We start from the raw sequence: 20,116 nt of genomic DNA, 5'->3' as shown, positions 1-20,116 counted from the left end.
AGGCCTTTCCGCATGCCCCCATCCCGGCCTTCCACCGCGTGCGGGGGAAGGGGAACAACTCTTGAGCGAGAACCTGCAGGTCGCCATCGTCGGCGTTTCCGGCTGCTATGCCGGCGCGCGCGACGTGCGCGCCTACTGGCAGAACATCCTCGACAAGGTCGACGCGGTCGCGCCGGCCGACGACGAGTGGACCAGTTACTTCATGGACAAGGAGAACTGGGCGCAGCGCAACGATCGCATCTACACCAACCGCGGCGGTTTCCTGCGCGACCTGGCGATCATCGATCCGACCGAATACGGCGTGATGCCGAGCCAGGCCGACGGCGGTGATCCCGACCATCTGCTGGCGCTGAAGCATGCCGGCGACGCGCTCGCCGACGCCGGCTACAAGAAGCGCGATTTCGATCGCAGCCGCGCCGGCGTGATTCTCGGCCGCGGCACCTACACCAATCGCGGCCAGGCGAACGTGCTGTTCCATGCCTTGTTCGTCGACGAGATGATGAAGGCGGTGACCGGCCTGCGCCCGGATTTCACGCCGGCGGAACTCATCGAACTGCGCGAGCGTTTCAAGGCGCAGCTGCCGCCGTACAGCGGCGAACTCGTCGGCCAGCTGACGCCGAACGTGATCACCGGCCTGATCTGCAACCGCCTCAACCTGATGGGGCCGAATTACATCGTCGACGCCGCCTGCGCGTCGACGATGATGGCGCTGGACCAGGCGGTGCGCGAGCTGGTCACCGGCCGCAGCGACCTGATGATCACCGGCGGCAGCCAGGCGCAGATTCCGCCGCAGCTGTTCGTCCAGTTCACGCAGATCAAGGCCCTGTCCAAGGGCCAGCTGCGGCCGTTCCAGAAAGGCCACAGCGGCACGCTGCTCGGCGAAGGCGTCGGCATGCTGGTGCTGAAGCGCCTGGCCGACGCCGAGGCCGCCGGTGATCGCATCTACGCGGTGATCCAGGGCATCGGCGTCGCCTCCGACGGCCGCGCCAAGGGCCTGCTGACGCCTCGCCTCGAAGGCCAGGTGCTGGCGATGCGCCGCGCCTACGACAGCAGCGGCATCGATCCGCATACCATCGATCTGATCGAAGCCCACGGCACCGGCACCGACGTCGGCGACGCCACCGAAATCGAAACGCTGGAGATCACGTATCGCGGCCGCGGCGCCGGACCGCAGATCGCGGTCGGCTCGGTCAAGTCGATGATCGGCCACTGCCTGCCGGCCTCCGGCTCGGCCTCGCTGATCAAGACGGCGCTCGCGCTGCACCACCGTATCCTGCCGCCGACGCTGTGCGACGAGCCGAATCCGGATCTGCATCTGGACAAGACGCCGCTGTACATCAACACCGAAACCCGGCCATGGATACACGGCGGCAATCACGCGCGTCGCGCCGGCGTCAATGCTTTCGGTTTCGGCGGCATCAATGCGCACGTGATCATGGAGGAATATCGCGGGCCGTCGAAGTTCCAGGTACAGGTGCTGCATCGTCCGGCACCGACCGAGCTGGTCACGCTCGCCGCGGATTCGATCGCCGGGCTGGTCAAACTCGCGCAGGCGACGCTGGTGCATCTCGACGCGACGCCGGCAAGCGATCTGGCCGCGATCGCTCGCGCCAGCAGCGCGTATGCGCGCGGCGAACATCGCCTGGCGATCGTCGCCGACAACGCCGGCGATCTGCACAAGAAACTCGAGCAGGCGATCGACAAGCTGTCGCGCGCCGATGCCAAACCGTTCAAGACGCGCAGCGGCCTGCACTACGGTCGCGGCGCGGTGCCGGGCAAGCTGTGCTTCCTGTATCCGGGCGAAGGCGCGCAGTACAGCAACATGCTCGCCGACCTGTGCCTGCATTTTCCGCAGGTACGCGACTGGTTCGATTTCATCGAGGCCACCGCACTGCGACATGGCGCGGCCGGGCGCGCGGCGGCGCTGTTCCCGGTGCCGACCGGCCTGGACGATGCGCAGCGCAAGGCGCTGGAGGCGCGCCTGTACGAAATGGACGTCGCCGCCGAAAGCGTGTTCGCCGCGAGCATGGCGATCCAGACCCTGCTCGACGATCTCGGACTCAAGCCCGACGCGATGCTCGGCCACAGCACCGGCGAGAACACCGCGATCACCGCTTGCAAAGTGCGCCGCTTCGACAGCCGCGACGAGATCGCCGAGTCGGTGCGCGATCTGAACCGGATCTTCCGCAAGCTCGAAACCGAAGGCCGCATCGCCGAAGGCACCTTGCTGTCGATCGGCGCGTTGCGTCCCGAGATGCGCGCCGAACTGCTGGCCGGCAGCGGCAGCATGCAGGTGGCGATGGACAACTGCCCGAACCAGCTGGTGATGTTCGGGCCGCCGGCCGAAGCGCAGGCGCTGGCCAAGCGCCTGAATGAAGAAGGTGCGATCTGCCAGGAGCTGCCTTTCGGCCGCGCCTATCACACGCCGCTGTTCAAGCCGCTGGCCGATGCCTACCGCGAATATTTCGCGGCGATGGATTTCGGCCCGGGCCGCACCGCGCTGTATTCGGCGCGTTCGATCCAAGCGTTCCCCGACGAGCCCGACGCGATACGCGAACTCGCTGCGCAGCAGTGGGAAAACCCGGTGCGCTTCACCGAGACGCTGCACAAACTCTACGACGACGGCTATCGCGTGTTCGTCGAAGTCGGCCCGAGCGGCAACCTGACTTCATTCGTCGGCGATACGCTGCGCGATCGCGACGACATCGTCGCCGTCTCCAGCAACAGCCGGCGCAAGAGCGACATGGCGCAGCTGCACGCGATGCTGGCGCAGCTGTTCGCCAGTGGCGTCGGCTTCGAGCCGGCGGCACTGTACGCGCATCGCGAAGTCGCCGAGATCGATCTGCTGGTCGAGCCCAGGACCGTCGCGCGGCGCAGGCTGCAGATCAAGCTGCAGATGCCGACGATGCGCCTGCCCGAGGACTGGGCGCCGGCGCATCGTGCGCCGCAGCAGCCGCAGGTCGTGGTCAAGGAAGTGATCAGGGAAGTGGTGCGCGAAGTCGATCGCGCCGCTCCGGGCGCGCCGCCCTCGTCACCGGTGCACGCCAGGCCCGGCGATCCGCGCATGAACGCGCTGAAATCGCATTTCTCGCTGATGCAGGCGTTCCTCGACAGCCAGTCGCGCGTGCTCGGCGGCCTGCCGGCCGGCGGCACGATGCCAGCGGCGGCGATGCCGGCTGCGCTTGCGAGCAGCGGCAACTCGATCCAGATGCCGGCGGCGCTGAGCGCCGATCCGTCGCTGGACCCGAACTATCCGATGCTCGGCCAGATCCTGTCGCTGGATGCGCAGCAGCTGGTCAGCGAGCGCCTGTATACCGCGCACACCGATCTGTTCCTGCTCGATCACGCGATCGGCCTGCCGCCGTCGGCGCGCGCGCCGGAGCTGCTGCCGCTGATCGTCGTGCCGTTTACTTTCAGCATGGAGATCATTGCCGAGGCCGCGTGCAAGCTCGCCGGCGACGCGCTGAAAGTCATCGCCATCGAATCCTGCCGCGGTCATCGCTGGCTGAGCCTGGACAACGACAAGCGCCTCGGCCTGCGCATCGTCGCCGAGCGGCTGCGTTCGCCGATGGAATCGCCGCGGGTCGCGGTCAAGCTGTTCCAGCTCGATCCTTATCACGACAACGGCACTCCGACCCTGGTGTTCGAGGGCCAGGTGACGATGGCCGAGCGCTATCCGGCGCCGCCGCCGCCGCGCGCGCTCAGCGCCGGTGCGCTGCAGCCGGCGCGCACCAATCCGCCGGGCGAGCTGTATCGCCACGGCATGTTTCACGGCCCGCGACTGCAGGGCGTCAAGCATCTGCGTGGCTGGAACGAGGACGGCATCGAGGCCGACGTGGCGACGATCGCGACGCGCGATTATTTTTCGTTCACGTCCACGCCGAAATTCCGCATCGATGCGGCGCTGCTCGACGCCGCCGGACAGCTCGCCGGCTACTGGCTGACAGAAAAACTCAGCTGGGGCTTCAAGTGTTTTCCGTACAACCTCGGCCATTACACGCAGTACGCCGACCCGCTGCCGGCCGATCGCTCGCTGCTGTGCCGCGCCGACATTCGCATCGCGCCGCACAAGGTCGATTGCCAGTTCGACCTGATCGATTCCGAAGGCCAGCTGATCGCGCGCGCGGCGAACTGGGAAGACGTCAAATACTCCGCGCCGCAGAATCTGTATCGCTTCCGGCTCGCGCCGATCGAGCGCTACCTGTCGGTGCCGAACCTGGAACGGGAGCTGGCCGGCAGCGGCCTGGCCGCGCGTTATCTCGAAGCGTTCGAGGCCGGCTATCTGGACCAGGGCAGCGCGGTGTGGAAGCGCATGCTCGCCGCGCTGGTGCTCAACGAGGACGAGCGGCGCGTGTTCAGCGGCGAACTGCCGCCGACGGGTCCGCGCCGCGAGGAATGGCTGGTTGGCCGCGTCTGCGCCAAGGACGCGGTGCGTGCCTGGGCCGCGGAGCATCTGAAGCTCGCGGTTGCGGCCGCCGACGTGCACATCGGCAATCGCGACAACGGCGCGCCCTATGTCGTCAACGTGCTCGGCTGGCCGGCGGGCGTGCTGTACCCGGCGGTGTCGATCAGCCACAGCCGCCGTGCTGCGGTGGCGGTCTGCGGCCCGGCCGAATCCGCGCCGGGCATCGACTTTCAGCATTTGAATCGCGTCGATGCCGAGGATCTGATCGCCGGCGCATTCAGTGCCGCCGAATCGGAGCGCTATTTGCGTAGCCTGCCGCGTGAAGAGCTGCGCCGCGCCGCGGTCGCGCTGTGGTGCGCCAAGGAAGCGGCGGCCAAATCCGCCGGCACCGGCCTCGAAGGCCGGCCGCAGGACTGGCAGATCAGCGGCGCCGATCTGGGAAACGCGAGCGGCCGCTGGGTGCATGTGCGCCGCGGCGCCCAGCAGTTCGAGATCGAGCTGCACTACAACGGCGACGACATCGTCGTCGCGCTGTGTCGCGGCGCCGCGGTGGGTGGCGCGGCGGCGGTCACTTTGGGGCGAACGGCTTAGTGTTATGCGGACCACCTTACACACTCCGTTGGTCCCGATTAGCCGCTTGCGGCGTGGCCAGGGATATGATCGCGATCCGGTCCCGCGATACGCTCACTGTGTGAGCTACTCGGGACGAACGGGGTTTGTGGTGGCTTTAAAAGTATTCAACGGCAGTACAACAGGCACTTACTGAGCACACTCATGGACTCGCAGAACACGAAGACCAAGACGCTATTCATCGGCCTCGACGGCTGCACTTTCACCGTGCTCGACGAGATGTTGCGCGAGCTGCCCGATGTCGGCGTGACGATGCCGTATCTGGCCAAGCTGCTCAAAGGCGGCACGCGCGCCAAGCTGCGCTCGACGCCGAACCCGCTGACGCCGCCGGCCTGGACCTCGATCATGACCGGCAAGAATCCGGGCGCGCACGGCGTGTTCGATTTCATCCGCGCCGAGGACAAGGGCGGGGAGGTCTACTGGACCTTGTACGACAGCCGCGACGTCGACTCCGAAATGATCTGGCAGATCGCCAATCGCAACGGCAAGAAGATCGCCGCGCTGAATTTTCCGCTGACCGCGCCGCCGCCGCCGGAAACCAACGGCACCGTCGTGCCGGGCTTCATCCCGGCCAAGCATCTGCGCCGCAACAGCCACCCGGCCGGCCTGTTCGAAAAGCTCAAGGCGGAAATCGCGGGCTTCGATCCGAAGGAACTCGCCTGGGATTTCGACAACGAAAAGCAGGCCACCGAAGTGCTGTCGCCGGAAGACACTTTCAAGTGGGTCAGCTACCACCTGCCGCGCGAGCAGCAGTGGTTCAAGGTCGCCGAGTACGTGCTGAAGAACGAGCAGCCCGACCTGATGGCGGTGATGTTCGACGGCACCGACAAGATCCAGCACCAGGCCTGGCCGTATCTGGATCCGGAGCTGCTCAAGTCCAACCCTTCGGCGCATGACCTGAAGATGCGCGAGGTCTGCCTGGAATATTTCCGCAACGTCGATGACTACATCGAGCAGCTGGTCAAGCTCTGCGGTCCGGACGTGCAGGTGTTCTTCGCCTCTGACCACGGCTTCACCGCCTCGGTGGAAGTGCTGCGCATCAACGTGTTCCTCGAAGAGAAGGGCTATCTCTCCTGGGCCACGCACGACGGCAGCGAGCAGGCGCTGCGTCGCGAGGCTTCGGACTTCGCCAATCTCGACTGGTCCAAGACCACCGCCTACTGCCGCACGCCGTCGAGCAACGGCATCCACATCCGCGTGTCGACCAAGCCCGGCGAGCCGGGAATCCAGCCGAGCGAGTACGAGGCTTTCCGCGAGAAACTCATCGCCGATCTGAAGTCGCTGCGCAATCCGCTAGGCGAGCCGGTGGTCGTCGACGTGCTCAAGCGTGAGGAATGGTTCCCGGGTGCGCACATGGAGAAGGCCTGCGATCTGACCCTGGTGCTGCGCGACAACGGCTTCGTGTCGATCCGCAACATCCAGCCGGCGGTGGCGATGCGCGACACGCCGGCCGGTACCCATCATCCGGACGGCATCTTCATGGCCGCCGGCACCGGCATCCTGCCGGCCGACATGACCGACCGCTGCGACATCCGCGACGTCTGCCCGACGCTGCTCTACAGCCTCGGCCTGGCCGTGCCCAAGGACATGGAAGGCAAGGTGGCGACGCACTTCTTCACGCCGGAATATTTCGCCGCCAACCCGATCAAGAAAGGAGCGCCGACGCGCAAGGTGCAGCGCGAGGCCGGCGAAGAGATGGACGAGGCCGAAAAGCAGCAGATCATCGAGCAGCTGCAGATGCTCGGCTACATGGAATAACCGCAGGAGGAAAGCTCGATTGTCAGCTGTCCGGTACCAGTTCTCGGATGGCTGACCGTTCAAACGGCGATTGCGACCGTTCGGCTGGCAGCCTGGGTGATTGCGGCATAGGTAATGCAACTTGTCTGGCAACGGAATTGCCGGAAGATGAGCATGGATATGCCGAACGAGTTTGGTCAGCGGGCGCTGACGGAAAGAGGGCTGTGCGCGGAAGAGGGGCAGGGCATCCATGGTCGGCTGCTTTACGAGCGTCCGGCCTGGCCGCAGGGGCACCGCTTGAAGGACTGCAGCGTCGGCGCGTTCGGATTCTTCAATGCGGCGGGTGTGACCAGCGCTTATCGCACGCATTTCGGCCGCTATACGCAGATCGGCGAGTCTTCGATCATCGGCCCGCCGGAGCATCCGCAGGACTATTTCAGCACGCATCCTTTCGCTTTCACGCGGCCGCAGTATCTGCCGGGCATGTACCAGATGCCGGAGTTCGCCAGGTTGGCGCCGGAGCAGCAGCCGGGGCCGTCGTATGTGGATACGGTGCCGAGCGAGACGTTTTTGGGGCATGAGACCTATGTCGGTGCGCGCACCTTTATCAAGCGCGGCGTGACCATTGGCGACGGCGCCTCGATTGGCGCCGGTTCGGTGGTGACGCGGGATATTCCGGCGTACGCGATCGCAGTCGGATCGCCGGCGCGGGTGATACGCCTGCGCTTCGACGACGCGATCGTCGAGCGCTTTATGAAGTTGCAGTGGTGGCGGTACGATCTGGCGCCTTACAAGAAGCAGGTCGACTTCACCCAGGTCGAAGCGACGCTCGAGTTCTTCGAGCAGCGCGTTGCAGAAGGACAGCTGGCGGTGCTGCGGCCCGACAGCTATAGCGTCACGCGTCAGCCGTCGGGCCTGGTGGTCGAAAAGCTGGCGGAGCCCTTATTTGATTGAAACTTGAATACACGGAGTCCCATGCCTGCATCCAGCGACCAGCTCGTCGGCCAGTTGTCCGAGCTGCTGAAAGATTTCACCCAGGACTGGGACAACGAGTACGAGGGCGAGATGACGCGCGACACCCGGCTGCTCGGCGATCTCGGCTTCGAGTCGATCGACATCATCCAGCTGGTCGTCGCGATCGAGCAGATGGTCAAGAAGAGCAAGCTGCCTTTCAACGAACTGCTGATGCGCGATGGCCGCTACGTCGACGACCTGTCGATCGGCCAGATCGCCGACTTCGTCGCGACCAAGCTGTAGGCGCTCGCGGTGGGTGAAACCGTGGTCGGCGGCGTCAAGCTCGCCTGGCAGCAGATGGGCGAGGGGCCGGACCTGGTCTTCGTCCACGGCCTGGCCGCGAGCCGCGCGTTCTGGTTCGCGCAATACGCGCTGCCGCTGCAGCACCGCTATCGCTGCACCATGTACGACCTGCGCGGCCACGGCTACAGCGACAAGGCCGCGAGCGGCTATTCGTCGACCGCGCTGGCCGGCGATCTCGCCGGCCTGCTCGACAGCATCGGCATCGAGCGCTGCCATCTGGTCGGCCACAGCTATGGCGGCGGCGTGGCGCTGGAATACGCCGCGGCGCAGCCGCAGCGCGTGCAATCGCTATGTGTGATGGACACCAAGGTCAACGCGTTGCAGCCGCGGCAGATGCTCGCCGACATGCCCTATCTGTCGCCGTTCGAGATCGACGTCGCCCGCCAGTCCGGTATCGACTGGGCCGTGGAAGAACAGATCGGCCTGCGTTTTCTCGAAGTGGTCGCGCGCCTGAAAGCCGGCAATGCCGAGCTGCCGAGCCGCGACGCGGTGACGCCGTTCGGGGAAGGCCGCGGCGCCGCGCGCACCGCGCGCGCCTGGGTCGATCTGATCGATACGCCCGGCGTGCGCGAGCAGCTGCTGCAACCCGGTTACGGCGCCGACGTGCTCGCCGAAAAATTGCGCGATACGCCGCTGCTGCTGATCTATGGCGAGCTGTCACGCTGCATGCCGTCCTGCCGCAGCCTCGGCGCGCTGCTGCCGCAGGCCGAAGTCGAAGTCGTGCCCGGCGGCGGGCATTTCTTCCCGCTGTCGCATGCGGCCAGCGTGCGGCCGCGGCTGGAGCATTTTCTGCGATAAGAGCTGCACCTGTAGGAGCGGACCCTGTCCGCGACTTCGCAATCACCGACACAGTCGCGGACAGGGTCCGCTCCTACAGGTTGAGGATTGAAGTTCAGTGAAAATTTCGATCGCCGACTACGCCTCCGTCGTCTTCTTCACCGGCGCCGGCCTCTCCGCCGAATCCGGCGTGCCGACCTACCGCGGTGCCGGCGGCATCTGGTCGCAGTACCGCTACGAGGACTACGCCTGCCAGCGCGCTTTCGATCGCGATCCGCAGCGCGTGATCGACTTTCACCAGCTGCGCCGCGCCAGCGTGCTCGGATGCACGCCGCACGCCGGCCATTTCGCGCTCGCCGCGCTGCAGGCGAAATATCCGCAAGTGCAGGTCGTCACGCAGAACATCGACGGCATGTTGCAACGCGCCCGCGTGCGCGTCGATGCCGAGCTGCACGGCTCGATGTGGCGCCAGCGTTGCGAGCAGCACGGTGTGCGCGACGATCTGGCGGCCGGCGCTTATGCGCGACACAAGTGCGAACACTGCGGCGCCTGGCTGCGGCCCGACATCACCTGGTTCGAGGACCCGGTAGACGAGGTGGTATTCGCGCGCGCCGGCGAGTTGATCGCCGGCTGCGACCTGTTCGTCGCGGTCGGCACCTCGGCCGTGGTCTATCCGGCGGCAGCCTTCGTGCCGCTGGCCAGGCGCGCCGGCGCGCAGCTGATCGAGATCAATCCGGAGACCACCGAGGCGTCGGCGATGTTCGATCGATGCGTGGCTTTGCCGGCGAGTGCGGCGCTGACGACGCTGTTCTTGTAGGAGCGGATCCTATCCGCGACTGCGGCTTCAACGGCGCATTCGCGGATAGGATCCGCTCCTACAATGGCGGCATCAGCGTGAAAGTCTGTGCTTCACCCGCAAGCGCCGAAGGCGCGATCCACAGCTCGAAATCCCCCGGTTCGGCGACCGGCTTCATCTGCGCCCCGATGAACTCCAGATCCGCGCGCGACAGCTCGAAACTCACTTCGCGACTTTCGCCCGGCGCCAGCGACACCCGCCGGAAATCCTTCAGCTCGCGCACCGGCCGCGTCACGCTGGCGACCTTGTCGTGCACGTAGAGCTGCACGGTCTCGTCGATCGCGCGGCTGCCGCTGTTGCGGATCGTCGCTTTCGCCTTCAGCCGCCCGTCCCAGGCCAAATTCGGCGTACTCAGCGTCGCGGAAGAATATTCGACAGGCGAATACGTCAGCCCGTATCCGAACGCATACAGCGGCGCCGCCGTCAGTTCGCGGTAGCGCGCGGTGTATTCCTTCAACGGCCCCGGCGGTGGCGGCCGCCCGGTGGATTTGTGCGCGTAGTAGTAAGGCACCTGGCCGGCGGCCTGCGGAAAACTGACCGGCAGACGGCCGCTGGGGCTGACCGCGCCGAACAGCACATCGGCGATCGCATGGCCGGTTTCGGCACCGAGAAACCAGGTGACCAGGGTCGCATCGGCATCGCGCACCGCGCCGCTCAGCGCCAGCGCGCGGCCGGTGCGCAGCAATACGACGACCGGCTTGCCGGTCGCGGCGACGGCTTCGGCCAAGGCCTGCTGCGCGGCCGGCACGATGACTTCGGTACGCGACTGCGCCTCGCCCGACATCGATTCGCTTTCACCGATCGCCAGCACGACGACATCGGCCGCGTTCGCTGCGCCGACCGCGGCGTCGATGCCGCCGGCCAGCGGCGTATCGATGTCGCTGCCGCGCGTGACGCTGAGCAGCGAGGGATCGCTGAGCGCCGCGCGCAAGCCGGCTTCGACGCTGATCGCGTCGCGCCGGTCGTCGAACACCGTCCACGGTCCATTCAGATCGGCCGGGCCACCGGTGAACGGCCCGATCAGCGCGATGCGTTTTCCGGCACGCGGCAGCGGCAGCAGATCGTGTTCGTTCTTCAGCATGACGATCGCGCGCTGCGCGGACTCGCGTGCGAGCGCGCGCATCTGAGCGGTGTACGAGTCGCGTTTCTCGCGGCGCGCATCCATGCGATCGTAAGGTTTGTCGAACAGGCCGAGATCGCGCTTGGCGCGCAGCACGCGGCGCACCGCCTCGTCGAGCCGCGCCATCGGCACGTCGCCGCCGGCCACCAGCTGCGGCAGATATTGCTGATACAGCCGGCTGGTCATGCTCATGTCGACGCCGGCCATGAACGCGAGCTTCACCGCCGCGCGATCATCCGCAGCGACACCGTGCTCGACCAGCTCGTGATCGGCTGCGTAGTCGGACACGACCAGACCGGGAAACTTCCACTCGTCGCGCAACACGCCGCTGAGCAGCGCCGTGTTGGCCATCGCCGGAATGCCGCCGATTTCATGAAAGCCGGCCATCACCGCACCGGCGCCGGCGTCGAAGGCGGCCTTGAACGGCGGCAGATAGACCTCGCGCAACGTGCGTTCGGACAGGTCGACGACGTTGTAGTCGAGGCCGCCTTCGGCACCGCCATAGCCGGCGAAATGCTTGGGCGTGGCCATCATCGCGTCGCGGTCGGCGAGACGGCCGTTCTTCTGGTAGCCGCGCACTCGCGCTGCAGCGAAGCGCGACGCCAGCAGTACGTCCTCGCCGGCGCCTTCGACGCCACGGCCCCAGCGCGCGTCACGCGCGATGTCGACGTTCGGCGCCAGGTTCCAGGCCGCACCGGCGGCGGTGGCTTCGACCGCGGTGGCGCGTGCGACGCGTTCGGCCAGCGCCGGATCCCAGCTCGCGGCCTCGGCCAGCGGCACCGGGTAGATTGTGTGAAAACCGTGAATCGCGTCGACCGAAATCAGCACCGGAATCTTCAACCGCGACTGCTCGACCGCGGCGCGCTGCAGCTTGCGCGCCCAGTCGGCGCCGATGCCGTTGAATACCGCGCTGATCCTGCCGGCGCGGATTTCGTCGAGCTGGCGCTGCATCGCCGTCGGCTCGCCGGGCTTGCGCTCGTTGTCGGAGGGCTCGTGCTCGTAGACCGCGGCGACGAGCGTCAGCTGGCCGGCTTTTTCGTCCGGCGTCATCTTCGCAATCAGCGCCTCGATCTGCGCGTCGTCGAAGGCCAGCAGTCGGGGCGCTGCACACAGCAGCAGGGCGGCGACGAGGCCGCGAGTCATCCGTGATTTCGCCATTCGCCGATTTTAGTGGCTTGTGATGGGCTTCGCCGCAGGCGACCGGCTCTTCGTTCCTATCGGCAGCGAAATACGGCAGCATCACGCGCCGGCGCAACAGACGCCGGTATTACAGAGGGATAACGGGAGATTTATGAATTATCGAGCTTTATTGCTGTGCATCGGTTTTGTGGGGCTGCTGGGGAACAGCCTGCAGGCGCAGGCCACGGGCAGTTTGCGCGCCGCCATCGGCGGCGGCGGTTTCGATCTGGACGACGACGAGGCCGCGCTCGACGCGGAGGCCGATCTGAACAGCGCGGATTTTCGCGCGACGTTCCAGGTCGACAACCATGTGTTCCTGCGCGGCGAGTACACGCACAACTGGGCCGACCAGATCAAGATCGACCACGTCGAGTACGACACCGATATCGACTTGAACACGCTGCGTCTCGGTGTCGGTTACGGTGGCGATGTCGGCAGCATCCGCATGTATGGCGTGGCCGAGTACGTCAAGCTGGACTTCAACATCGAAGACGAGGGTGACGACGGCAATGGCTGGGGCCTGACGTTCGGCATCGGCAACCAGCTCCAAGCCCAATGGATCTGGAACGCCGAGCTGTCGTTGCTCGACGTCGAAGGCACCACCGGCGCCGCACTGGACGCCAGCGTCGGCTACCGCTTCACGCCGATGTTCGCCGGCCTGGTTGGCCTGCAGAGCTATGCCTTCGAGGACGACGGCAGCGAGGTGAGCTTTGGCAACGCCTATATCGGCCTGCAGTTGATGTTTTAGCCTGCAGCGGATCACCGGGTGCGGGGCCCGGTGATCCCCGCCGCTAAGCCGGCTCGCCCAGCAAGGCCGCTTCCAGCGTGGCGATGTCGGCGGGTTTCTGGAACGATGCAGACGGCCGCCCGGCACGTTGCGTCAGCAGGTCCAGCGAGGCCTGTGCGTCGGCGCCGTCGATGACGGCGCGACAATGACGGATGCCGGCTGCCTCGCTCAGAGCCTGGCTCAAGGTGCGATGCACCTGGAACCAGGCCAGGTCCGGCGCGAACTGCGGCGCCTTGTTGAGCACGCAGTAGTCGCGGAAGTCCGGCGGTACGAACAGCCGCCCGGCGTAGTGCTGGTTCGCCGCTTCGCCGAATTTCGCACGGGCTATCAGCGTGTGCACGAACAGCGCCTGCGGCAGCGCCCGCAACCAGCGGTCGACCTGGCCGATGCGGAAGCCCGCCGAGGTGTCGGAGAACACCACGCTGGCCCCGGCCACACTGTCGATCAGCAACTGCAGCAGTTGCGCAAAGCTCCAGTCCTTGCGTTGGTTCAGAAACGCGCCGGGATCGGCCGCAGCGTCGGCGACATGGGCCCTCAGGAACGCGAACAGCGGCTCGTGCACCGGCGTCTGCGACAGCTCGTAGACCTGCAGCAGATCGCCGATGGTGCGGCCCAGGCTCAGGTTGAGATCGCCCAGGTAAGCGCCGCGGCTGCCGGCCGCCAGCTGCTCGCCAAATACGTCCAGCGGCGTATGCGGCGTGCCCAGCAGCACGATCACGGTCTTGTCCACGCTCGCCGCGGTGGGCAGGCTGCTGTTGCTGTTCATGGAGCTCCTGTACGGGCCTGGCAAGGCGGCCGGCTATGGCAGATGATGACCGCGGATGACTGCCGCGTCACGTCGCGCTTGGCTCTTACAGACCGCAGCGTCGCGACGCGGTATATAGACGACAAAGGGGGGCTTGGATTGCAGCGTCGCGCCGTCGATTCTGCAAAGTCTAATCGCCCACCGTCGCATAAACCATGAGGAGCATGAGCACGGATGGCCACATTGCAGAAGCTGCGCGTATTGCAGATCGGAAGCCGCATCGCGAGTGCCTATTGCAGCAAGCTGCTGCGCGGTTTCGGTGCCGCCGTCGAGGTCATTTCCGCGCCGGGCGAGGTGCCGGCCTGGCGCAGCCCCGAAGAAATCCTGTGGTACGAAATCGGCCAGGGCCTGCGCGCGTTCGACTGGCAGTCGCCGGGCGCGAAGCCGGCGCTGCAGGCCCTGCTCGCGGACACCGATCTGCTGATCGACGCGCGGCCGGTGGGCGCCTCCGATGCGGAATTCGGCCTCGATGCGGCAGCGCTGTTGCAGCAGCATCCGAAGCTGATCACCTGCCGCATCAGCTCGTTCGGCATCAGCGGCCCGTATCGCGACTACCAGGCCGAAGACATCACGCTGTACGCGATGAGCGGCCTGATGCAGAGCACTGGCGACGGCAAGCGCGAGCCACTGAACTCGCAGCCGAAAATCTGCGAGCAGACCGCGGGGCTGAGTGCGTATTCGGCGTGCATGATGGCGCTGATCCGCCGGCTGCGAGACGGGCAGGGCGATTTCATCGACCTATCGGTGCAGGAAGCCTCGATCGAAAATTACGAGAACGCGGTCGCCGACCACCTTCATGCCGGCTCGGTCGCGCGCCGCAATGGCGACGAGCATGGCATGGTGCCCTGGCGCACCTATCGCTGCGCCGACGGCGAGGCGACCATTGTCGGCGGACCGACGCGGCGCTGGCGCAACGCGGTCGCCAAGTTCGGCGACGACGCCTTCAAGGAGCCGCGGTTTCTGGATCTGGAACAGCGGCTCGGCAATCGCAAGGATTTCGAAGTGCTGCTGCGCGGCTGGCTCGCCGACAAGAGCCGGCGCGAGCTGCTGGCGTTCGGGCAGGAAGCCGGCCTGGCCTGGTCGTATCTGGCGACAGTGGGCGAAGCGCTCGCCGATCAGCAGCACCAGGCGCGCGGCTTCTTCGTCGATGCCACGCTGCCAGATGGCCGTAAATGCCGCATGCCGGGCCGGCCTTTCGTCAGCAAGCTGTCGCGCTGGAACAGTGATGCGACTGCGAGCGTAGCGGCGGCGCCAGCGCCAGCGAAATCGGCAAAGGAATCCGTCAGCGGCAGCGGCCCGCTCGCGGGCTTTCGCGTACTCGATTTCTCGCACGACTGGGCCGGCCCGCACGCCGCACGCGTGTTCGCCGACTACGGCGCCGAAGTGATCAAGATCGAATATCCGAAGCACCTGGATTCGATGCGCGGCGGCCGCAAGAAAACCATCAACGGCTTCCCGCGCTTCTGGCAGCTGCATCGCGGCAAGCATTCCGTGACGCTGGATCTGAAGCGCAAGGATCATCTCGAATTCGCTCAGCGCCTGGTCAAGGACACCGACCTGGTACTCGAGAACTGCCGCGCCGGCGTGATGGAGCGCCTGGGCCTGGGCTATGAAGCGCTGCGCAAGATCAAGCCGGACATCGTCATGGTGTCGATGTCGGCCTTCGGCATGGATGGGCCGTATTCGAAATGGGCCGGTTACGGCGGCACCATCGAGGCCTTCAGCGGCCTGCAGGCGCTGACCGCGTACGACGAAGCCAGCCCGCGTTATCGCGTGCGCGAAGTCGACGTGCTCAACGGCATCTTCGGCCTGAGTGCCGCGCTGACCGGCCTGTATCACCGCCAGCTGACCGGCGAAGGCCAGTTCATCGACGTCTCGGAAACCGAGACGACGTGCTGGCTGATCGGCGAGTTCTTCGCGGCGGCTTCGGCCAGCGGCGCCGAGCCCGCGGTGCACGGCAATCGTCATCCGCACTACGCGCCGCAGGGTTGCTATGCCTGCGCCGGCGAAGACCGCTGGCTGACGATCAGCGTCACGAGTGATGCGCAGTGGCGTGCGCTGGCGAGCATCATCGGCGGCGAGGCGCTGGCGCGCGATCCGCGTTACGCCAGCGCAGACGATCGCCGCGCGCAGCACGATCACCTCGACTCGCTGATCCAGGCCTGGGCGGCGCAGCAGGATCGCAACGAGGCGATGCAGCAACTGCAGCGCGCCGGCGTCGCCGCCGGAGCGGTGTTCAGCTCACGCGATCTGGCCAACGACCTGCACCTGTGCGAACGCAACTGGGTGCAGATGGCGGAGGGCGTGCGCTTCCCTGGCTTCCCGTTCCAGATGCATCGCGGCGGCGCAAAGGTACGCAGCAAGGGCCCGGACCTGGGTCAGCATAACGCGATGTTCGCCGAGCGCAACGGCGGCCTCGATGTCGGCGATCTGCTGGAGATGGAGAACATCGGCACGTCCTACGATCCGTAGACGCGCGGGAAAACCGGAGGCGGATATCGCCGCCTCCCGTTCGTCCCGAGTAGCCGCAACGCGGCGTATCGAGGGAGGTGACGGCGATCGCGCTCATCTCCCTCGATACGCGGGCAAGCCCGCTACTCGGGACGAACGGAGTGTGAGGGATCGTTGACGAAAGCCGGCGGCTTGTGACCGACCCCCGTCATTCTTCGCCGGGCCGATGCCCCAGAAACACTTCGCATCCACCACGCGGATTGTGCACATACCGCCACTTGCCTTCGCGCTGGATCGCGACCTGCGGGCCGTAGGGGTTGGCGGTGCCGATGAACAGGCCGTGCGGTGTCGAGGCGAAGTTGCGGATGCCCCAGTTGTAGCAATTCTCGAAGCCGGAGCGGGTGACGTTTTCCCAGCGGATGCCGTCCTGCGTGCGCCACAGATCGAAGCCGCCCATCTCGCGATTCAGGCGATCCAGGCCCCAGCGGCGTATCAGCTGCAGCACGTCTTCGGGCCAGATCTGCATCGGCACGTAGGGCAGGGCATTGGCCCATGAAAAACTGCCGACATACAGCCAGCCGGCGTGTTCGCACATGCGCCAGATGTAGCCATTGAAGATGTTGTCGAAGCCGGCGCTGTAGCCCGACAGCGGGGTCTTCATGCCGTCCGGCGTATCGCGCGGCAGGCCCATCAGCAGTTCCCAGGAATCGTCCGCGTGCACGCGGATGATTTCCGCCGCTGCCGGGCCGATGCGGAACTGGCGATGGAAGCCGCCGTTGGCGACGCCGGTGCCGACATACAGCGCGCCCTTGAACACGTAGAGGCTGGCGATCGCCTCGTTGTGCGGGCCGCGATACGCGCCGCGCGTCAGCACGCGCTTCCAGGTGTACGGCGGCGCGTCGGCGGTTTCGGTGCGCCACAGCTGGAAGCCGCGCGGATTCACCGTGCCGGCATAAAGCCGGCCGTTGAACTCGCACATCTCGAACACGGTGACGTTGGCGCGCTCGCCGAAGCCTTCCTGATTCGCCGCGGTCCATTTGCCGCCGGCGATGTTGTCGGTGCAGTAGATCGTCGAATCGCTGCCGACCGAATCCTGGCCGCGGCGCACGCCGCCGACGACGACGCTGGTGCTGGTCGGCGTGGTGTGCACGCGGCCGCCGAACTGCTGCAGCGTGCGGAACGAGCGCACTTCTTCACCGAACGGCGGACGCTGCGCGGATTCGAAGCGGTCGCCATCTTCGCTGCGCAGGATGTCCGGCGGCTCCGGCGCCATCGACGGCGACCAGGTCGACACGTAGAGGCAGGGTTTGCGATCGTCGGCGCCCTTGAACACGGTCATGCCGCGAAAGCCGATGTAGCGCGGCACCTGGCGCTGGTTGCGGCCCGGCACCCATGGCGACTGGTAGACGCGCGTCCATTCGCCGAGGCCGTCCAGCGCGGTCGGATCGTAGCGCCAGATTTCGGCGCGCCGGTCGTAGTCGTAGACGTCCGGCTTGGAATCACTCGGCCAGGGCTTCATGTTCGGCACCGGCACGTTGACCTTGTGCACCTGCAGTACGCCGCGCGTGGTGCCGACGTACAGCCGGCCTTCGAACCAGGCCATGCTGTGCGCGTACGAGTTCAGGCCATCGCCGAAACCGCTGCGATTGATCTGGCGAAAATCGCCCGCTTCCAGGCCTTGCGCGTCGCCGGCCAGCGCCAGGTTCACGGCAGCCAGGACCAGACTTCGATCATCGCGAAGCGCACCAGCGCGCGGGTGAAAGCGAAGCCGGCCAGGGTCCAGTGGCTGCGCACCTTGCCCTGGCCGGTCATCTCCGGCTTGAGCTGCGAGTTGCTGTCGTCGAGCAGCATGCGCACGCGCACGATCTTGCCGTAGTCGCCTTTCTCGGCGTCCGGCGCGATATGCGTGACCTTGCCCGAGAAACTGCTGCCCGGGAACGCCCAGACCCGCACCCAGGCCCTGGAATCGAGCGCGACCTTGCCCATCGCCGATTCCGGCAGCTCGATTTCGGCCTGCAGCTGCGTGGCGTCCTCGATGAACGCGATCGGCGCGCCCACCGGCAGATAAGCTCCCTTGGCGAACAGCAGGCGATCGGAGACGACGCGGCCGGCAATCGGCGCACGCACGTGCGTGTTGGCGAGCTGCTCCTTGTGATAAGTCAGCTCGGTTTCGGCTTTCAGCACTTCGGCCTGTAGCGCCGCAACGCGCTCGTCGCGCGCCGGATTGACGATCACCTTGACCTGCTGCTCGGCCTCGATCACTTCCTGGCGGCGCACCGCGGCGGCACCGCGCGCGGTGTCGTACTCCTGCGGCGAAACCGCCTTGCGCTTGAACGCATTGGCCAGGCGATCGGCCTCGGCCTGTGCGAACTGCTGGCGACGGCGTGCGGTCTCCAGCTTCTCGCGTGCCAGCTGCACTTCACCGGAGGCGCCGCCGGTCTTGACGATCGAGAGCTCGGCCTGTGCGCGTCGCAGCGTGGCTTCGGCGGCGGCGACTTCAGCCTGGCTCTGGACGTCGGAAATCTGCATCAGCTCCTGGCCGGCCTGGACCATGTCGCCTTCCTGCACCAGGACCTGCTTGACGTCGCCGGCGACCAGCGCGCGCACTTCGGCGCGATCGCGCGGCAGCAGCACCGCGGCGCCGCTGGGCTCGTAGGGATAGGGCATGAAGAACAGCAGCGCGACGACGCCGATGACGATCCACGTCGTCCTCGACCAGCTTTTCGGATAATTCAGGATGCTGAGGAGTTTCACGCTGAGAGGCTCCATGGAAATGCGCGAATCGAGGCCGCGCCGGCTTTGCTGATAAATCGATAACGCCAGGGAGACGCCGAACACGACGACGCCCGCACCACCGTAGACGCGCTCCATCCAGCGCGCCGGGAATAGCAGATACAGCACGATGACCGCCACCAGATAGGCAATCGCCAGCGCCGCATAGGTGTAGCGCACGCGGCGCGACACCAGCGGCCCTTCGTTCCACGGCCGGTCCCAGCGGGCCAGCAGCAGCCAGCCCTGTTCGCGCAGGTCGGGCACGCCGAGGCGGTTGCTGAGCCAGTAGTAGCCATCGCGGCGCGCCAGCGGATTGGCGTTGTACAGGAAGCTCACCAGCGCCACGCCGGCCAGGCCAATGCAGAACTGCGGCAGCACGCTGGAACCATGACGCGTCAAAAACCAGCCGAGTTCGCCGAGGAAACACAGCAGCAGGCGCGCGATCAGCGGCGCCGCCAGGATCTGCGAGCGCACCGCGTGCGTCGCGCGCTCGGCGGCGCCGGCGGTATCGGTGAACAGCCGCGGGATCAGGTGCATCGCAAAGTTGAGGCCGAAGCGCGGCCATTCGCCGGTGCTGCGGCGTATCACCCACAGCCGCGCGCTCTGCGCGGCGAGGTTGACCATGGCCGAGGCGATCAGCGCGATCAGCACGAAGTTGGACATCGAGCCGACCTGTCGCACGTTTTCGGCGACGCTGAGCCGCGTGTTCCAGAACGCGATCAGACCGATGACCACCAGCAGCATCAGCGCAATGCTGGTTCCCTGGGTCGCCGCCGGCGCCGCGAACCAGCGGCCGATCGCACCGAAGGCGCGCGGCGGCAGCCTGATGTCGATCTCGCTCTCGCCCCCGCGATAGGAGCCGCCCAGGGCGCCGGCGATCGCGCCGGGCAGGCCCGCCGTGGCCATGTTGCCGGGCAGCAGGCTGGTGACCTCGACGCTGCGCGCATAGCCGTAGTGGGCGCTGCCGCCCCAGGGATCGCGATCCAGCTGGTGTGGCGACGGCAGGCTCTCGATGCGCCCCGGCATCAGCAGGCCGGCGAAGCTCAGCTCCAGCGCGGCGTCACGCAACGTGGAGGCCGTGAGTGTCGGGTCGATGCGCCGTCCGGCCTGCAGCCGCTGCTCGGCGCTGCTGTGGCCGTCGAACAGCGGCGCCAGGCGGCGCGACACCGCGTCCAGCTCGCGGTCCGCGGCCAGGGCGGCGGCGTCGACCGCGCAGTACGGCTGCGTGCCGGGATTGGCGACGCGGTTGGGATCGGCGCTCATGCGGATTCGCTTGCGGT

At 66.6% G+C, this 20,116-nt stretch carries 12 protein-coding genes; 8 read left to right on the top strand and 4 right to left on the bottom strand.

Annotated elements, in window-relative coordinates; translation table 11 throughout:
* The first annotated feature begins 61 nt into the window (after nt 1–61).
* From ACQZF9_RS12985 to ACQZF9_RS12960, 6 genes are all read left to right on the top strand, one after another.
* The gene (locus ACQZF9_RS12985) at nt 62–4,996 is read left to right on the top strand and encodes a beta-ketoacyl synthase N-terminal-like domain-containing protein (RefSeq protein WP_428309392.1); all 4,935 of its coding nucleotides are present in this window, start codon (nt 62–64) and stop codon (nt 4,994–4,996) included.
* Between the two features lie 183 nt (nt 4,997–5,179).
* The gene (locus ACQZF9_RS12980; RefSeq protein ID WP_428309391.1) at nt 5,180–6,793 is read left to right on the top strand and encodes an alkaline phosphatase family protein; all 1,614 of its coding nucleotides are present in this window, start codon (nt 5,180–5,182) and stop codon (nt 6,791–6,793) included.
* A gap of 153 nt (nt 6,794–6,946) precedes the next feature.
* Nucleotides 6,947–7,726 (top strand): CatB-related O-acetyltransferase, encoded by a 780-nt coding sequence (locus ACQZF9_RS12975; protein ID WP_428309390.1) that lies wholly within the window; start codon nt 6,947–6,949, stop codon nt 7,724–7,726.
* Nucleotides 7,727–7,747: 21 nt separating this feature from the next.
* Complete coding sequence (locus ACQZF9_RS12970; protein ID WP_428309389.1) at nt 7,748–8,029, top strand: acyl carrier protein; 282 nt, start codon at nt 7,748–7,750, stop codon at nt 8,027–8,029.
* A gap of 9 nt (nt 8,030–8,038) precedes the next feature.
* Complete coding sequence (locus ACQZF9_RS12965; protein ID WP_428309388.1) at nt 8,039–8,887, top strand: alpha/beta fold hydrolase; 849 nt, start codon at nt 8,039–8,041, stop codon at nt 8,885–8,887.
* A 97-nt stretch (nt 8,888–8,984) separates the two neighbouring features.
* A complete protein-coding gene (locus tag ACQZF9_RS12960; protein ID WP_428309387.1) occupies nt 8,985–9,683 on the top strand; it encodes an SIR2 family NAD-dependent protein deacylase in 699 nt (232 codons plus the stop codon).
* Nucleotides 9,684–9,741: 58 nt separating this feature from the next.
* On the opposite strand, the gene ACQZF9_RS12955 is transcribed toward ACQZF9_RS12960, so the two are convergent.
* Nucleotides 9,742–12,000 carry a glycoside hydrolase family 3 N-terminal domain-containing protein gene (locus ACQZF9_RS12955; RefSeq protein ID WP_428309386.1) on the bottom strand — a complete coding sequence of 753 codons (2,259 nt, stop codon included), beginning with the start codon at nt 11,998–12,000 and terminating at the stop codon, nt 9,742–9,744.
* A 133-nt stretch (nt 12,001–12,133) separates the two neighbouring features.
* On the opposite strand from ACQZF9_RS12955, the gene ACQZF9_RS12950 reads away from it, so the two are divergent.
* Nucleotides 12,134–12,769 carry an outer membrane beta-barrel protein gene (locus tag ACQZF9_RS12950; RefSeq protein WP_428309385.1) on the top strand — a complete coding sequence of 212 codons (636 nt, stop codon included), beginning with the start codon at nt 12,134–12,136 and terminating at the stop codon, nt 12,767–12,769.
* 43 nt (nt 12,770–12,812) lie between these two features.
* On the opposite strand, the gene ACQZF9_RS12945 is transcribed toward ACQZF9_RS12950, so the two are convergent.
* A complete protein-coding gene (locus ACQZF9_RS12945) occupies nt 12,813–13,574 on the bottom strand; it encodes a hypothetical protein (protein ID WP_428309384.1) in 762 nt (253 codons plus the stop codon).
* A gap of 213 nt (nt 13,575–13,787) precedes the next feature.
* Here ACQZF9_RS12945 and ACQZF9_RS12940 point away from each other — a divergent pair, with 213 nt between their 5' ends.
* Nucleotides 13,788–16,085, top strand: a complete 2,298-nt coding sequence (locus ACQZF9_RS12940; protein ID WP_428309383.1) for a CoA transferase — start codon at nt 13,788–13,790, stop codon at nt 16,083–16,085.
* A gap of 187 nt (nt 16,086–16,272) precedes the next feature.
* Here the strand turns inward: ACQZF9_RS12940 and ACQZF9_RS12935 are convergent, their stop codons facing one another.
* Together ACQZF9_RS12935 and ACQZF9_RS12930 are read right to left on the bottom strand one after the other, a co-directional pair.
* Nucleotides 16,273–17,772 (bottom strand): hypothetical protein, encoded by a 1,500-nt coding sequence (locus tag ACQZF9_RS12935; protein ID WP_428309382.1) that lies wholly within the window; start codon nt 17,770–17,772, stop codon nt 16,273–16,275.
* Nucleotides 17,769–20,099: an HlyD family secretion protein gene (locus ACQZF9_RS12930; RefSeq protein ID WP_428309381.1), complete on the bottom strand. Its 2,331-nt coding sequence runs from the start codon at nt 20,097–20,099 to the stop codon at nt 17,769–17,771. The genes ACQZF9_RS12935 and ACQZF9_RS12930 overlap by 4 nt, the downstream gene beginning before the upstream one ends.
* Nucleotides 20,100–20,116: the final 17 nt, after the last annotated feature.

The organism is Hydrocarboniphaga sp., from assembly GCF_965279055.1.
Lineage (GTDB): Bacteria > Pseudomonadota > Gammaproteobacteria > Nevskiales > Nevskiaceae > Hydrocarboniphaga.
Note: the sequence above shows the minus strand (reverse complement) of the source record. Positions and strands in the feature narration are given on the sequence as shown.

What these genes read in the sequence shown, in the direction of transcription:
- ACQZF9_RS12945 (WP_428309384.1), bottom strand. Translation starts at nt 13,574, where the DNA reads ATGAACAGCAACAGCAGCCTGCCCACCGCGGCGAGCGTGGACAAGACC.
- ACQZF9_RS12940 (WP_428309383.1), top strand. Translation starts at nt 13,788, where the DNA reads ATGGCCACATTGCAGAAGCTGCGCGTATTGCAGATCGGAAGCCGCATC.
- ACQZF9_RS12950 (WP_428309385.1), top strand. Translation starts at nt 12,134, where the DNA reads ATGAATTATCGAGCTTTATTGCTGTGCATCGGTTTTGTGGGGCTGCTG.
- ACQZF9_RS12980 (WP_428309391.1), top strand. Translation starts at nt 5,180, where the DNA reads ATGGACTCGCAGAACACGAAGACCAAGACGCTATTCATCGGCCTCGAC.
- ACQZF9_RS12930 (WP_428309381.1), bottom strand. Translation starts at nt 20,099, where the DNA reads ATGAGCGCCGATCCCAACCGCGTCGCCAATCCCGGCACGCAGCCGTAC.
- ACQZF9_RS12955 (WP_428309386.1), bottom strand. Translation starts at nt 12,000, where the DNA reads ATGGCGAAATCACGGATGACTCGCGGCCTCGTCGCCGCCCTGCTGCTG.
- ACQZF9_RS12970 (WP_428309389.1), top strand. Translation starts at nt 7,748, where the DNA reads ATGCCTGCATCCAGCGACCAGCTCGTCGGCCAGTTGTCCGAGCTGCTG.
- ACQZF9_RS12975 (WP_428309390.1), top strand. Translation starts at nt 6,947, where the DNA reads ATGGATATGCCGAACGAGTTTGGTCAGCGGGCGCTGACGGAAAGAGGG.